This window comes from Lysobacter sp. F60174L2, assembly GCF_052547135.1.
Window position 1 is genome coordinate 609,738 of record NZ_JBQWRA010000002.1, and the last position, 13,964, is coordinate 623,701.

Here is a 13,964-nt window from a genome sequence, read left to right on the forward strand (position 1 = left end):
AGGGGCGGGTTTATCCCGCCCCTTTTTTTGTCTGTCGCCGCGATGTCAGCCGGCGGTGTCCGCGACCTTCTTCGCCTGCGCGGCCGTGGCCTCCGAGTCGGCGATGAAGGCCCGCACCTGCGTCTCCAGCACCGGCAACGGTACCGAGCCGAGCGCCAGCACCATGTCGTGGAAGGCCTTGATGTCGAAGTCGGCGCCCAGGGCCTGCTCCGCCTCGCCACGCAGGCGCACGATCGCGAGTTCACCGAGCTTGTAGCTCAGCGCCTGCGCCGGCCACGAGATGTAGCGGTCGACCTCGGTGGTGACCTCATGCTCGCTCAACGCGGTGTGGTCGCGCAGGTAGGCCAGCGCCTGCTCGCGGGTCCAGCCCTTGGCGTGCACGCCGGTGTCGATCACCAGCCGGCAGGCGCGCCACATCTCGTAGGTCAGGCGGCCGAACTGCTGGTAGGGCGTCTCGTAGATGCCCATTTCCTCGCCGAGCTTCTCGACGTACAGGCCCCAGCCTTCGCCGAACGCGGAGATGTAGGTATTGCGGCGGAAGGCCGGCAGCGCGTCCTGCTCCTCCGCCAGCGCGCCCTGCAGCGCGTGGCCCGGCGAGGCCTCGTGCAGGGTCAGCGCCGGCAGGTTGTAGAGCGGCCGCGACGGCAGGTCGTAGGTGTTGAGCCAGTAGGTGTTGCTGCCGCCACGGCCGGCGGTCCAGAACGGCGCGATCGACGGCGGCACCGGGACGATGGTGAAACGGGCGCGGGGCAGGGTGCCGATGTAGTCGCCGACCACCGCGTCGATGCGCTTGGCGATCCAGGCGGCGTGGTTGAGCAGTTCCTGCGGGGTCTTGGCGTAGAACTGCGGGTCGGTGCGCAGGAAGTGCAGGAACTCGGGGAAGCTGCCCTCGAAGCCGGTCTGCTCGATCACCTCGTCCATCTCGGCGCGGATGCGCGCGACCTCGTCCAGGCCGATCCGGTGGATCTCGTCGGGGCCGAGGTCCAAGGTGGTGTACTCGCGGATCTGCTGGCGGTACCAGGCCTCGCCGTCGGGCATCTCCGAGGCGCCCAGGGTGGTGCGCGCCTGCGGCACGTATTCCTCGCGGAAGAAGGTCAGCAGTTCCTGGTGGGCGGGGATGACGTGGTCGGCGATCGCGTTGCGGGCGTCGGCCTGCAACTGTTCCCGTACATCCGCCGGGATCGTCGCCGGCAGCTTCTTGAACGGTGCGTACAACTCCGAGGCGGTCGGGTCGTCGAGCTCGGCGACCGTCGCGATCGAGACGTCGCGCCCGTCCAGCACCGCGCGCGGCACGCTGAAGCCCCTTGCCAGGCCGGCGCGCATGTTGGCGATCTGTTCGTCGAAGTAGCGCGGCACATCGGCCAGGCGGTCGATGTAGGCGCGGTACTCCTCGGTCGACTCGAAGTCGCCGCGCGCCATGAACGACAGGTTCGACCAGAACGAGGAATCCGAGTTGAACGGCATCTCGTAGCTGCGGAAGCGCACCTCGGCGGCGAGGTTCTGCAGTTGCGGGCGGTACACCGCGAGGTGGATGCGGTTTTCCGGCGACAGTTCGGCCGGGTCGATCGTGTCGAGGTCGGCAAGCACGCTGTCCCACATCGCCAGTCGCGCGGCCTGGCTTTCGGCGTCGACCGCGGGCAGGTGGTGCAGCGGCGGCGCATCGCTGTCCTCGTCGGCCATGCCGAACTGCTGTTCGCGCCAGGCCCATTCGCGTTCGTGGATGGCCTGGAAGCGGCGGTCGGCTTCGGAGAGTATCGCCCCGGTGGTCCCGGCCCCGGTGGTCGTGGCGGACGGCGTGGCCTGGCCGGAGGCGGCGGCCGGCGCGGCGACGAGGGCGAGGTGGGCGGCGATCAGGACGGACAGGACAGTCTTCACGGGCGTCTCGGCAGATGGAGTTGCCGCATCTTCGCATTCCCGGCACACCGCGGGCACTGCCGGAATTGGCGGTTCCCGCCGTTCCTGCCGCCGTCGCGCCGTGGCGCCGTGCGGCGGGTGCCTTCGTCCCGAGGACAGTCTTACAATGGCCGCTTTCCAACGTTCGAGTCGACCATGGCCCTGCACCCCTACGATCTGTACGACGTCCGCTCCCTGCTCAGCGAAGAGGAGCGCGCGGTGCAGGACACGGTAGCGCGGTTCACCGACGAGCGCGTGCTGCCGATCATCGGCGATGCGTTCGACCAGGGCCGGTTCCCGAAGGAGCTGATCGCCGAGATCGCCGAACTCGGCCTGCTCGGCTCGTCGCTGCCGGAGGAATACGGCGGTGGTGGGCTCAACTCGGTGTCCTACGGCCTGATCTGCCAGGAACTGGAGCGCGGCGACAGCGGCATCCGCAGCTTCGTCAGCGTGCAGTCGTCGCTGTGCATGTACCCGATCTTTGCCTACGGAAGCGAAGAGCAGAAGAAGCGCTGGCTGCCCGACATGGCCGCCGGCAAGGTCATCGGCTGCTTCGGCCTGACCGAGGCGCACGGCGGCTCCGACCCGGCCAACATGAAGACCAACGCCAGGAAGGACGACGGCGACTGGGTCCTCAACGGCTCCAAGATGTGGATCACCAACGGCAACCTGGCCGACATCGCGATCGTCTGGGCGCAGACCGACGACGGCATCCAGGGCTTCGTGGTCGAGAAGGGCATGGCCGGTTTCGCCGCGCAGGAGATCAAGCACAAGATGTCGCTGCGCGCGTCGGTGACCTCGTCGCTGTTCTTCGACAACGTCCGCGTGCCTGAGGCCAACCGCCTGCCGAACGTGAAGGGCCTCAAGGGGCCGCTCGGTTGCCTGACCCAGGCCCGCTACGGCATCACCTGGGGCCCGATCGGCGCCGCGGTCGCCTGCCTCGACGAAGCGCTGAACTATTCAAAGGAACGCATCCTGTTCGACCGCCCGGTGGCGGCGACGCAATCGGCACAGTTGAAGCTGGCCGACATGGCGCGGCGGATCACCATGGCGCAGTTGCTGGTGGTGCAGCTCGGCCGCCTGAAGGACGCCGGCACGATGGCACCGACCCAGGTGTCGCTGGCCAAGTGGAACAACTGCCGGATGGCGATCGACATCGCCCGCCAGTGCCGCGACCTGCTCGGCGGCGCCGGCATCACCACCGAACACGTCGCGATCCGCCACGCGCTCAACCTGGAGTCGGTGATCACCTACGAGGGCACCGAGACCGTGCACCAACTCGTGGTCGGCCGCGAGCTGACCGGCATCAACGCCTTCTAGAGAGTCCGCACCGGTTTCAGGAGAGAAGCAGTTTCCCTTCTCCCACAAGCCGGAGTTCGCGCCTTTCCCTTCTCCCGCCTGCGGGAGAAGGTGCCCGCAGGGCGGATGAGGGCAAGCGACACTCCGCCCGCGATACAACCCGGTTTCACGCACCCTCACCCCAGCGCCCTCCCGCAAGCGGCAGAGGGAGCCCACAGACGGAGTTGCCGATGACTGACGCACCCCAACTCGGCCCGACGCTCGAAACCGAACGCCTGATCCTGCGCCCGCAGCAGCGCTCGGACTTCGATGGCTTCGCCGAACTGGTTGGCGACGAGGAGGCGGCGCGCTACATCGGCGGCCAGACGCCGCGCCCCGCCGCGTGGCGCAGGTTCCTGCAGATGCCCGGGGCCTGGGTGGTGCAGGGGTTCGCGATGTTTTCGGTGATCGACAAAGCCAGCGGCGAGTGGATCGGCCAGGCCGGTCCGTGGCAGCCGGAAGGCTGGCCGGGCCCGGAAGTGGGCTGGTCGTTCAAGCGCTCGGCGTGGGGCCGCGGTTACGCGATGGAAGCGGCGACCGCCGCCATCGACTGGGCGTTCGACCATCTGCAATGGGCCGAGGTGATCCATTCGATCGACCCGGACAACCGCGCCTCGCAGGCACTGGCCGCACGCCTGGGTTCGACCAATCGCGGGCCGGGTCGCCTGCCGGCGCCGTTCGAGGATCATCCCGTCGAGATATGGGGCCAGACGCGTGAACAATGGTTCGCGCGGCGCAAAGGGCCAGTCGCATGACGCAGACACCGCAACTGTAGGAGCGACGCAAGTCGCGAATGCGCAAGCATCCGGCTGACGACGCCGCTCCATTTCCTGCCTGTTCGCGACTTACGTCGCTCCTACAAGTGCTTTTAGGCGAATCACCTCATGTCCATACTTCCGAACCGAATTCCCGCGCGCATGAAGGGCCTCAACCGGGCCGAGATCTGCGACGTCAACTTCAGCGAATTCGTGCGTGACTGGGATGGCGAGGTCGACGCGGCGCCCGGGTCGCAAGAACCCATCCTCGATGGCAGCGCGCTCGATGCGCAGGGCTTCCGCGAACTGTTCGAGTCGCAGCTGATCAGCCGCCACCTGGACCTGATGGCGCGCGTGCTGCGGGTGCAGAACAAGGTCTTCTACACCATCGGCAGTTCCGGCCACGAAGGCAACGCGATGGTCGCACGCGCGACCCGCCACACCGATCCGGCGTTCCTGCATTACCGCAGTGGCGGTTTCATGGCCGAGCGCTTCCGCAAGCTGCCCGACATGGACCCGGTGATGGACTCGGCGCTGAGCTTCGCCGCCAGCAGCGAGGACCCGATCTCCGGCGGCCGCCACAAGGTCTGGGGCAGCAAGCCGTTGTGGGTGTTGCCGCAGACCTCGACGATCGCCTCGCACCTGCCGAAGGCGCTCGGCACCGCGATCGCGATCGAGACCGGTCGCCGCCTCGGCCACGACTTGCCGATCCCCGACGACAGCATCGCGATCTGCTCGTTCGGCGATGCGTCGAGCAACCACGCCACCGCGCAGACCGCATTCAACGCCGCCGCCTGGACCGCCTACCAGAAGCTGCCGGCACCGGTGCTGTTCGTCTGCGAGGACAACGGCATCGGCATCTCTGTCAAGACCCCGAACGGCTGGGTCGAACGCAACTTCTCGCAGCGTCCCGACCTCGACTATTTCTACGCCGACGGCCTCGACCTGGCCAACGGCTATGCTGACGTGCAACGCGCGGTCGAGCATTGCCGCAGGACCCGCCGCCCGACCTTCCTGCACCTGCGCACGACCCGGATCATGGGCCACGCCGGCACCGACTTCGAGATCGAATGGCGCTCGATCGAGGAGCTGTGCGCGGTCGAGGCGAGCGATCCGCTGCTGCGTTCGGCCGCGATCGCGCTGCAGTCGGGCCTGATGTCGAAGGACGAAGTGCTGGCGCTTTACGAGGCGACCCGCAAGCGCTGCTTCGCCGCGGCCGAGGAGGCCGACCGCCGGCCCAAGCTCGACAGGCTCGAAGACGTCGTCGCGCCGCTGGCGCCGTACACCCCGGCCGCGGTCGAGAAAGAGGCCGGGCGCGCCGACTACGCGCAGCGCCGGCTGGAAGTGTTCGGCGGCGACGACAAGCTGCCGGAGAACCAGCCACCGCGTCACCTTGCGATCCAGATCAACAACGCGTTGCACGACACCTTCGCCAAGTACCCGGAGACGTTGCTGTTCGGCGAGGACGTGGCGCAGAAGGGCGGCGTCTACACCGTCACCCGCGGCCTGCAGAAGGCGTTTGGTCCGCGCCGGGTGTTCAACACGCTGCTCGACGAGACCATGATCTTCGGCCTGGCCCAGGGCTTCGCAAACGTCGGCCTGCTGCCGATCCCGGAGATCCAGTACCTCGCGTACTTCCACAACGCCGGAGACCAGTTGCGCGGTGAGGCGGCGTCGCTGCAGTTCTTCAGCAACGACCAGTACCGCAACCCGATGGTCGTGCGCATCGCCGGCCTCGGCTACCAGCGCGGCTTTGGCGGCCACTTCCACAACGACAACTCGATCTCAGCGTTGCGCGATATCCCCGGCCTCGTGGTCGGCTGCCCGTCGCGCGGCGACGACGCGGTCACGATGCTGCGCACGCTGACCGCATTGGCGAAGGTCGATGGCCGGGTCGCGGTGTTCCTGGAACCGATCGCGCTGTACATGACCAAGGACCTGCATGAAGCCGGCGACGGTGGCTGGCTGACCAGCTTCCCCGCACCGGGCGAGGCGATGGCGCTGGGTGAGGGCCGCGTCTACGACGAAGCCAACGACGACCTGGTGATCTTCACCTACGGCAACGGCGTGCCGATGAGCCTGCGCGCCGCGCGCCAGATCGAGCAGAAGCACGGCTGGAAGGCGAGGGTGGTCGATCTGCGCTGGCTGGTGCCGCTCAACGAGGAGTTCATCGTCGAACAGGCGCGCAATGCCAAGCGAATCATCATTGTCGACGAGGGGCGTCGCAGCGCCGGCGTGGGTGAGGGTGTGATCACCGCGATCGCCGAAGGCGGTTACGGCCAGCGGCCGTTCCAGCGCGTGGTCGGCGTCGACACCTACACCCCGCTGGCCGGCGCCGCGTTCCTGGTGATCCCCGGCGAGGAAGACATCGTCGCCGCCGCTGACCGCCTGGCAGCCGGCTGAGAGGGCACCCGGCTCCCTTGTAGGAGCGACGTAAGTCGCGATGTCCACGATCCATCGAAGCCGCGATATGCGCGCAATCCGACGGTATGCGCGTACCCAAACGGGTAGCCCGGATGGACGGGGCCTGCATCGGGACGATTGGCAGGGAAATCGCGACTTACGTCGCTCCTACATTGTTGCTTCGGCTGTCAGCGTTCCAGACCGGTCTTGAAGGACATTTCCCGCACGGTTTGATCGCCGATGGCCAGAGGCACGCTCTCGTCGCGGCCAAGCGGCAGGACAGCCAACGCCACATTCCGGCCATCGGCACAGGCACCGGCAACCACGCTTCCGATCACGGCATCGCCGCCACGGACGTCGGTCCCCGCCGTCATCGCCTCGTCGCCTTCCAGCAACGCCAACCCGCGTTTCGCCTTGCCGAGGAAATGCGTCCGCGCGACGATTTCCTGCCCGGGGTAGCAGCCCTTCTTGACGCTGAAGGCGCGCAGCCGCTCCAGCGAGAGCTGCTGCGGCGTCCAGTGCTCGAGCTGCGATGGCGGCAGGCGAGGCAGGCCGTGCTCAAGGTCGAACAGTCGCCATCGGGCATCGAACGGCTCATCGTCGCTGATATCCGCTTCCGTCGCCGGGTCCTTCGAAACTATCCGTACGCAGCGCGGGCTACCTTCGGCGCCCAGGTCGAGTTCGACGGCACCGCCGTCCTGCTCCGGGAACACGCTGCCCCGTGCCGTCGCCGGCGCGGCAAAGACGCCCGACACCTGCAGGTCGTCGCGCACTTCGATGGTCACCTTGCTTCGGAACAGGAACCGTTTCAGCGCGTCGGCCAGCGCAATCGCGTCCGCATCGGGCACCAGCAGCCAGACGCGCTGCTCCGACCATTTCAGCAAAGCGAACAACGCGAGCACGCGGCCCTTCGGCGTCAGCCAGCCGTTCCAGTGCCACTGGCCGGCCTGCAAGCCGTTGAGATCGTTCATGAATTGGGCTTGCGCGAACGCTGCCGCATCGCGGCCGTCCATCGCGATCACGTGCTGTCCGGGCAACCGGAACACCGGGTCGGCCGGTGCTGGCGACTTGTCATGCATGGGGGCGGGAATTAAGCTTCATGGCTGTGATGATAGGCCAAACGACCCCCGACCCAGGTTCTACGGCGCCCGCCGATGCGGACGTGGCGGCGGCAACCGGGCGGCCCGGCGGAAGCGCTGAAACACCCACCGTGGATACGCCGGTCGCCGAGGAATTCGGCGGGCGGGACGGTCCCGATCCCACCCGTTTCGGCGACTGGGAGAAGAACGGTCGCTGCATCGATTTCTGAGCCGACCCGCCCGATCAACGCCCCGTCCGACATCCTGCCTTCACCCGTTTCCAGATCCACTCCTGCCACGCGGCCATGGCCGCCCAGCCGAGACAGCCAGCGCATGGCGAACAGCGAACGCCCACGGTCCCCGCGACCACTCTCACCCCACCTGCAGGTCTACAGCTGGCAGGTGCAAATGGTGACCTCGATCCTGCATCGCGGCACCGGGATCGTCCTCGTGCTCGGCAGCTTGCTGCTTGCCTGCGGCCTGATGTCGCTGGCGGCGGGACCGGAACAGTGGTCCGGCTTCAGCGGTTTCGCGCGTTCGCCGCTGGGCTTCCTGATCCTGTTCGGCTGGAGCTGGTCGCTGGCCTTCCATCTGGTCAACGGCATCCGCCACCTGCTGCAGGACGCAGGGCTGGGTTTCTCCATTGACAGTTTCGTCCGCAACAGCTGGATTTCGGTGTTCGGCAGCCTGGTGCTGACCGCGCTGGTCTGGGTGGTGGCGATGACGCAGTGGGGTGGCGCATGAAGGTCAACGACAAGCTCCGCACGCCGCTCAAGCGCGCCCGCGGCCTCGGTTCGGCCAAGGACGGTACCGGCCACTTCATCGACCAGCGCATCACCGCGATCGCGCTGGTGTTCCTGACGCTTTACGTGGTCGGGCTGGTGGTCTGGCTGATCGGCGCCGACTACGCCACCGTGCGCGCGACCGTCGCGCAACCGTGGAACGCGATCCTGCTGGTGGCGTTCCTGGTCGCCTCGTTCTGGCACGCCAAGCTCGGCCTGCAGGTCATCGTCGAGGACTACGTCCACACGCCGTGGCTGGCGGCTGTCTCGCAGCTCGCCGTCATCTTCGTTTGCGCTCTCGCCGGACTCGCCAGCGTGCTCGCCGTCATCCGTATTTCGCTGGGAGCCTGATCGACCATGGCCGCTGCATCCAAGAATCCTGACTACAAGATCACCGAGCACGTGTTCGACATGCTCGTGGTCGGCGCCGGTGGCGCCGGCCTGCGCGCCACCTTCGGCCTCGCCCAGAAGGGGCTCAAGACCGCCTGCATCACCAAGGTGTTCCCGACCCGTTCGCACACCGTGGCCGCGCAGGGTGGCGTCGCCGCCGCGCTCGGCAACATGGGCGAGGACGACTGGCGCTACCACTTCTACGACACCGTCAAGGGCTCGGACTGGCTGGGCGACCAGGACGCGATCGAGTACATGTGCCGCGAGGCGATCCCGGCGATCATCGAGCTGGAGCACCAGGGCGTGCCGTTCTCGCGAACCGACGACGGCCGCATCTACCAGCGCCCGTTCGGTGGCATGACCACCAAGTACGGCGAAGGCCCGGCCGCGCAGCGCACCTGTGCCGCCGCCGACCGCACCGGCCACGCGATCCTGCACACGCTGTACCAGCAGTCGCTGGCGCACGACGCGCAGTTCTTCATCGAGTACTTCGCGCTTGACCTGATCATGGACGCCGACGGCACCTGCCGCGGCGTGCTGGCGCTCGACCTGGCCGAGGGCACGCTGCACCTGTTCCGCGCCCAGGGCACGGTGCTGGCGACCGGTGGCTACGGCCGCGCCTACTTCTCCGCGACCTCCGCCCACACCTGCACCGGCGACGGCGGCGGCATGGCCCTGCGCGCCGGTATCGCGCTGCAGGACATGGAGTTCGTGCAGTTCCACCCGACCGGCATCTACGGCGCCGGCTGCCTGATCACCGAGGGCGTGCGCGGCGAAGGCGGCATCCTGCGCAACGCCCAGGGCGAGCGCTTCATGGAGCGTTACGCGCCGTCGGCCAAGGACCTCGCCTCGCGCGACGTGGTCAGCCGGGCGATGACGATGGAGATCCGCGAGGGCCGCGGCGTCGGCGAGCACAAGGACCACATGCTGCTCGACCTGACCCATCTCGGCCCCGAGGTCATCCACGAGAAGCTGCCGGGCATCGCCGAGTCGGCCCGCATCTTCGCCAACGTCGACGTCGAGAAAGAACCCATTCCGGTGATCCCGACCGTCCACTACAACATGGGCGGCATCCCGACCAACTACCACGGCGAAGTGGTGCAGCTGAAGAACGGCAACCCCGACGAAGTGGTGCCGGGCCTGTACGCGATCGGCGAGGCCGCCTGCGTGTCGGTGCACGGTGCCAACCGGCTGGGCTCCAACTCGCTGCTCGACCTGGTGGTGTTCGGCCGCGCGGTCGCCAACCGTTGCGCCGAGACCATCGTGTCCGACGCGCCGCAGCCCGACCTGCCGGCCGACGCCTGCGATGGAGCGATCGCGCGCCTGGACAGGCTGCGCAATGCCAACGGCGGCACCCCGACCGCGGTCATCCGCGACAAGATGCAGCGTGCGATGCAGGCCGACGCCGCGGTGTTCCGCACCCAGGACACGCTGGAAGAGGGCGTGGCGAAGATCCGCGAGATCCACGCCTCGTTCGCCGACGTCAAGGTCAGCGACCGCTCGCTGATCTGGAACACCGACCTGGTCGAGACCTACGAATTGCGCAACCTGCTCGACCAGGCGCTGGCGACGATTGTCTGCGCCGAGAACCGCAAGGAGTCGCGCGGCGCCCACGCCCGCGACGACTTCCCGGACCGCGACGACGCCAACTGGCACAAGCACAGCCTGTGCTGGGTCGACGAGGCCGGCAACACCCGCATCGACTACCGCCCGGTGCACATGTACACGTTGAGCAAGGATGTCGACGTGGTCCCGCCGAAGAAGCGCGTTTACTGATCAAGAGCGAGTCCAAGACGTGGCCGAATTCACCCTTCCCAAGAACTCGCAGATCCAGCAGGGCCGTCACTGGCCCGCGCAGGGCGCGAAGCAACCCCGCACCTTCAAGGTCTATCGCTGGAACCCGGACGACGGCATGAAGCCGCGCGTGGACACCTACGAGGTGGACATGGCGACCTGCGGCCCGATGGTCCTGGACGCGCTGATCAAGATCAAGAACGAGATCGACCCGACCCTGACCTTCCGCCGCTCCTGCCGCGAGGGCATCTGCGGTTCGTGCGCGATGAACATCGACGGCACCAACACGCTGGCGTGCACCAAGGCGATCGACGACTGCGCCAAGGCCGACGTGCCGATCTACCCGCTGCCGCACATGGACGTGGTCAAGGACCTGGTGCCGGACCTGACCCATTTCTACGCCCAGTACGCGTCGATCAAGCCGTGGATCCGCACCCAGACCCCGGCGCCGACCGACCGCGAGCGCCTGCAGTCGCCGGCCGACCGCAAGAAGCTCGACGGCCTGTACGAGTGCATCCTGTGCGCGTGCTGCTCGACCAGCTGCCCGAGCTACTGGTGGAACGGTGAGCGCTACCTCGGCCCGGCGATCCTGCTGCAGGCCTACCGCTGGATCGTCGACAGCCGCGACGAGGACACCGGTGCGCGCCTGGACGATCTCGAAGACCCGTTCAAGCTGTACCGCTGCCACACGATCATGAACTGCACCCGGACCTGCCCGAAGGGCCTGAACCCGGCGCAGGCGATCGCCGAGACCAAGAAGCTGATGCTGGAGCGCCGGGCTCTTTGACCGGCGCCGACGACGCCGAGCTGCGCCGCCTGCGCTGGAAATCCCGGCGCGGCATGCGCGAGCTCGACCAGCTGTTCGGCCGCTATCTCGATACGCAATGGCGCGGCGATTCCGAGTCGCAGCGCGGGGTTTTCCTACGCCTGCTGGACTGCGAGGACGATAAGCTCTGGCACTGGTTCATGGGCCACGAGACCCCGTCCGATGTCGAACTCGCCGCACTGGTCCAGCGCATCCGCTCCCTGCCGGTTTGAGTGGCAGCCATCGCGCTGGCTGATCGCCGCGGTCTGCCTGCTGACGATACTGGCGGCGGTTTCGCTGCTGGCGTCCGATCTGCCTGCGAACGCTGCGTGGCCGCTGGTTGTGGTCGTCCTCGGCTACGGCGCCTGGCTGGCGTACCGCGAGTCGCGGCGCCGACCGCGTGAAGTGCTGATCCGCGATGCGGGTACCGTCGTCGAGATCGACGGCGAGCGTGTCGAAGGCTTCCAGATGGATTGGCGCGGCGTCCTGGCATTCGCCCGCTGGCGCGACGGCGGGGGCAGGGCGCATCGGCTGGTCTGGTGGCCCGATACCCTGTCCGCCGCCAGCCGTCGTGAACTCCGTCTGGCCGCGCCGGTCGAAACATCCCCGCGCGACCCGGCTTCGATGGCACCATAGAACGCTATGTTCAAACCAATTCCTGTCGCCATCGGCCTGCGCTACCTGCGCGCCAAGCGCCGCAACGGCTTCATCTCCTTCATTTCGCTGGCCTCGATCCTCGGCATCGCCCTGGGCGTCGCGGCGCTGATCACCACCCTGGCGGTGATGACCGGCTTCCAGCGCGAGATCCGCGACCGCATGCTGCAGATGGCCGCGCACGCCACCGTCAGCGCCCACGGCAACCCGATCACCGAATGGCAACGCGCCGTCGACCTGGCGCTGGACGACCCGCGCGTGGCCGGCGCCGCGCCCTACGTCGAGAAGGAGGCGCTGCTCAATGGTGCCCGCCAGCAACCGGCATTCGTCCGCGGCGTGGTGCCGGCCGACGAGCGGACGGTGTCGGTACTCGGCGACAAGATGGTGTCCGGCGAGCTGGAATCGCTGCAGCCGGGCAGTTTCAACATCATCCTCGGCCGCGAGCTTGCCGCCTGGCTCGGCGTGGGCGTCGGCGACGACGTGGTGATGATGCTGGCCGACGCACGCGGCTCGCCGATCGGCGCGCTGCCGCAGTTCAAGCGCTTCGCGGTCAGCGGCGTGTTCGAGGTCGGCTACAACGAGTACGACCGCAGCATGGCGTTCGTCCACATGGACGACCTGCAGCGCGTGTTGCGGATGGGCGAGGGCGTCACCGGCGTGCGGCTGAAGCTGCATGACATGAACCTTGCCTGGGACGTCGCCCGCGACCTTGCGCTCGACCTCGGCGGTGGCTTCGCGGTCAGCGACTGGACCACCGACAACGCCAACATGTTCCGGGCGTTGAAGATGGAGAAGACGATGATGGCGATCCTGCTGTCGCTGATCATCGCGATGGGCGCGTTCAACCTGGTGTCGTCGCAGGTGATGCTGGTGACCGACAAGCAGGCCGACATCGCGATCCTGCGCACGCTAGGCCTCAGCCCGCGCGGGGTGATGACGGTGTTCGTGGTGCAGGGCAGCCTGATCGGCGTGATCGGCACCGCACTCGGCGTCATCGGCGGCATCGTGCTGACCCTCAACCTGGAGCACATCCTTTTCGCTATCGAGAAGGTGTTCGGCGTGACCCTGCTGCCGGAGGACGTCTACTACATCACCGGCCTGCCGACCGAACTCAAGGCCAGCGACGTGGTCGCGATCGCGGCGGTGGCGCTGGTGATGGCGCTCATCGCGACCATCTACCCGGCCTGGCGCGCGGCCCGTACCCCGCCGGCGGAGGCGCTGCGCTATGAATGACTCGATCAACACCAACCCGGACGCCGTGATCAGCTGCGACGCGCTGGGCATGGTCTATGCCGAAGGCAAGCTGCGCACGCCGGTGTTTGACGGCCTCGACCTGGCGGTGGGCAAGGGCGAGACCGTTGCGATTCTCGGCGCCTCAGGTGCCGGCAAGAGCACCTTGCTGCACCTGCTTGGCGGACTGGATACGCCGACCGCGGGCGAGGTGTTCGTCGCCGGTCGGAAGATGAGCGCGCTGTCGGACACCGCACGCGGCTCGTTGCGCAACAAGGCGCTTGGCTTCGTCTACCAGTTCCACCACCTGCTGCCGGAATTCACCGCGGTCGAGAACGTGATGCTGCCGGTGCTGCTCAACGGCACCCATGTTCCCGACGCGCGCAAGCGTGCGCAGGCGTTGCTGGAGTCGGTCGGCCTGGGGCATCGGCTCGATCACAAGCCAGGCGAGCTGTCCGGCGGCGAGCGCCAGCGTGCGGCCGTGGCGCGCGCCCTAGTCAACCATCCGGCCTGCGTGCTCGGCGACGAGCCGACCGGCAACCTCGACGAGAAGACCGCGGCGACGGTGTTCGAGTTGATGCTCGAACTCAATCGCGAACAGCACACCAGCCTGGTCCTGGTGACCCACGATCGTCGCCTTGCGCGACGGCTCGACCGGGTCCTGGAACTGCACGAAGGGAAGTTGCGGGAAATCCCGCCCAGCGAGGCGTAAGCCATGAATGAAACGGCAGGGAAGCCGTTGTCCCAACACCTGGCCGGAGTCGCCGGGGCTTTCTACCAGGCAGAAGCCGCGCCCCGGTCGGGTTGGTTGACGGTCGCACCGTTCGGCACGGTCGCCGCA

General features: G+C 67.6%; 14 protein-coding genes. 12 read left to right on the top strand and 2 right to left on the bottom strand.

All coding sequences use genetic code 11. From position 1 onward, the window contains the following. Positions 1-45: 45 nt before the first annotated feature. Positions 46-1,875: a DUF885 family protein gene (locus ACT9AS_RS07975; protein WP_445099585.1), complete on the bottom strand. Its 1,830-nt coding sequence runs from the start codon at positions 1,873-1,875 to the stop codon at positions 46-48. 174 nt (positions 1,876-2,049) lie between these two features. On the opposite strand from ACT9AS_RS07975, the gene ACT9AS_RS07980 reads away from it, so the two are divergent. From ACT9AS_RS07980 to ACT9AS_RS07990, 3 genes are all read left to right on the top strand, one after another. Beyond that, on the top strand, positions 2,050-3,213 hold the full coding sequence (locus ACT9AS_RS07980; RefSeq protein ID WP_445099586.1) for an acyl-CoA dehydrogenase family protein: 1,164 nt from the start codon (positions 2,050-2,052) through the stop codon (positions 3,211-3,213). A 209-nt stretch (positions 3,214-3,422) separates the two neighbouring features. After that, a complete protein-coding gene (locus tag ACT9AS_RS07985) occupies positions 3,423-3,986 on the top strand; it encodes a GNAT family N-acetyltransferase (protein ID WP_445099587.1) in 564 nt (187 codons plus the stop codon). Positions 3,987-4,115: 129 nt separating this feature from the next. Next, a complete protein-coding gene (locus tag ACT9AS_RS07990) occupies positions 4,116-6,389 on the top strand; it encodes a thiamine pyrophosphate-dependent enzyme (RefSeq protein WP_445099588.1) in 2,274 nt (757 codons plus the stop codon). Positions 6,390-6,577: 188 nt separating this feature from the next. On the opposite strand, the gene ygfZ is transcribed toward ACT9AS_RS07990, so the two are convergent. Then, positions 6,578-7,468 (bottom strand): CAF17-like 4Fe-4S cluster assembly/insertion protein YgfZ, encoded by an 891-nt coding sequence (gene ygfZ / locus ACT9AS_RS07995; RefSeq protein WP_445099589.1) that lies wholly within the window; start codon positions 7,466-7,468, stop codon positions 6,578-6,580. A 20-nt stretch (positions 7,469-7,488) separates the two neighbouring features. Between ygfZ and ACT9AS_RS08000 the strand changes: the two genes are divergently transcribed. The 9 genes from ACT9AS_RS08000 (at position 7,489) to lolD (ending at position 13,835) form a co-directional block, all read left to right on the top strand. Continuing rightward, on the top strand, positions 7,489-7,698 hold the full coding sequence (locus ACT9AS_RS08000; RefSeq protein WP_445099590.1) for a DUF1674 domain-containing protein: 210 nt from the start codon (positions 7,489-7,491) through the stop codon (positions 7,696-7,698). Positions 7,699-7,801: 103 nt separating this feature from the next. Then, entirely contained in the window at positions 7,802-8,212 is a 411-nt protein-coding gene (sdhC, locus tag ACT9AS_RS08005) for a succinate dehydrogenase, cytochrome b556 subunit (protein WP_445099591.1), read from the top strand. Beyond that, complete coding sequence (gene sdhD / locus ACT9AS_RS08010) at positions 8,209-8,601, top strand: succinate dehydrogenase, hydrophobic membrane anchor protein (protein WP_445099592.1); 393 nt, start codon at positions 8,209-8,211, stop codon at positions 8,599-8,601. The genes sdhC and sdhD overlap by 4 nt, the downstream gene beginning before the upstream one ends. Positions 8,602-8,607: 6 nt before the next feature. Next, on the top strand, positions 8,608-10,416 hold the full coding sequence (gene sdhA / locus ACT9AS_RS08015) for a succinate dehydrogenase flavoprotein subunit (RefSeq protein WP_445099593.1): 1,809 nt from the start codon (positions 8,608-8,610) through the stop codon (positions 10,414-10,416). A gap of 19 nt (positions 10,417-10,435) precedes the next feature. Next, entirely contained in the window at positions 10,436-11,221 is a 786-nt protein-coding gene (locus ACT9AS_RS08020; RefSeq protein WP_445099594.1) for a succinate dehydrogenase iron-sulfur subunit, read from the top strand. Between the two features lie 53 nt (positions 11,222-11,274). Further along, the gene (locus tag ACT9AS_RS08025; protein WP_445099794.1) at positions 11,275-11,472 is read left to right on the top strand and encodes a succinate dehydrogenase assembly factor 2; all 198 of its coding nucleotides are present in this window, start codon (positions 11,275-11,277) and stop codon (positions 11,470-11,472) included. After that, a complete protein-coding gene (locus ACT9AS_RS08030; RefSeq protein WP_445099595.1) occupies positions 11,423-11,875 on the top strand; it encodes a hypothetical protein in 453 nt (150 codons plus the stop codon). Before ACT9AS_RS08025 ends, ACT9AS_RS08030 begins: the two co-directional genes overlap by 50 nt. Positions 11,876-11,881: 6 nt before the next feature. After that, a complete protein-coding gene (locus ACT9AS_RS08035) occupies positions 11,882-13,126 on the top strand; it encodes a lipoprotein-releasing ABC transporter permease subunit (RefSeq protein ID WP_445099596.1) in 1,245 nt (414 codons plus the stop codon). Continuing rightward, positions 13,119-13,835, top strand: a complete 717-nt coding sequence (gene lolD, locus ACT9AS_RS08040) for a lipoprotein-releasing ABC transporter ATP-binding protein LolD (protein WP_445099597.1) — start codon at positions 13,119-13,121, stop codon at positions 13,833-13,835. The genes ACT9AS_RS08035 and lolD overlap by 8 nt, the downstream gene beginning before the upstream one ends. Positions 13,836-13,964: the final 129 nt, after the last annotated feature.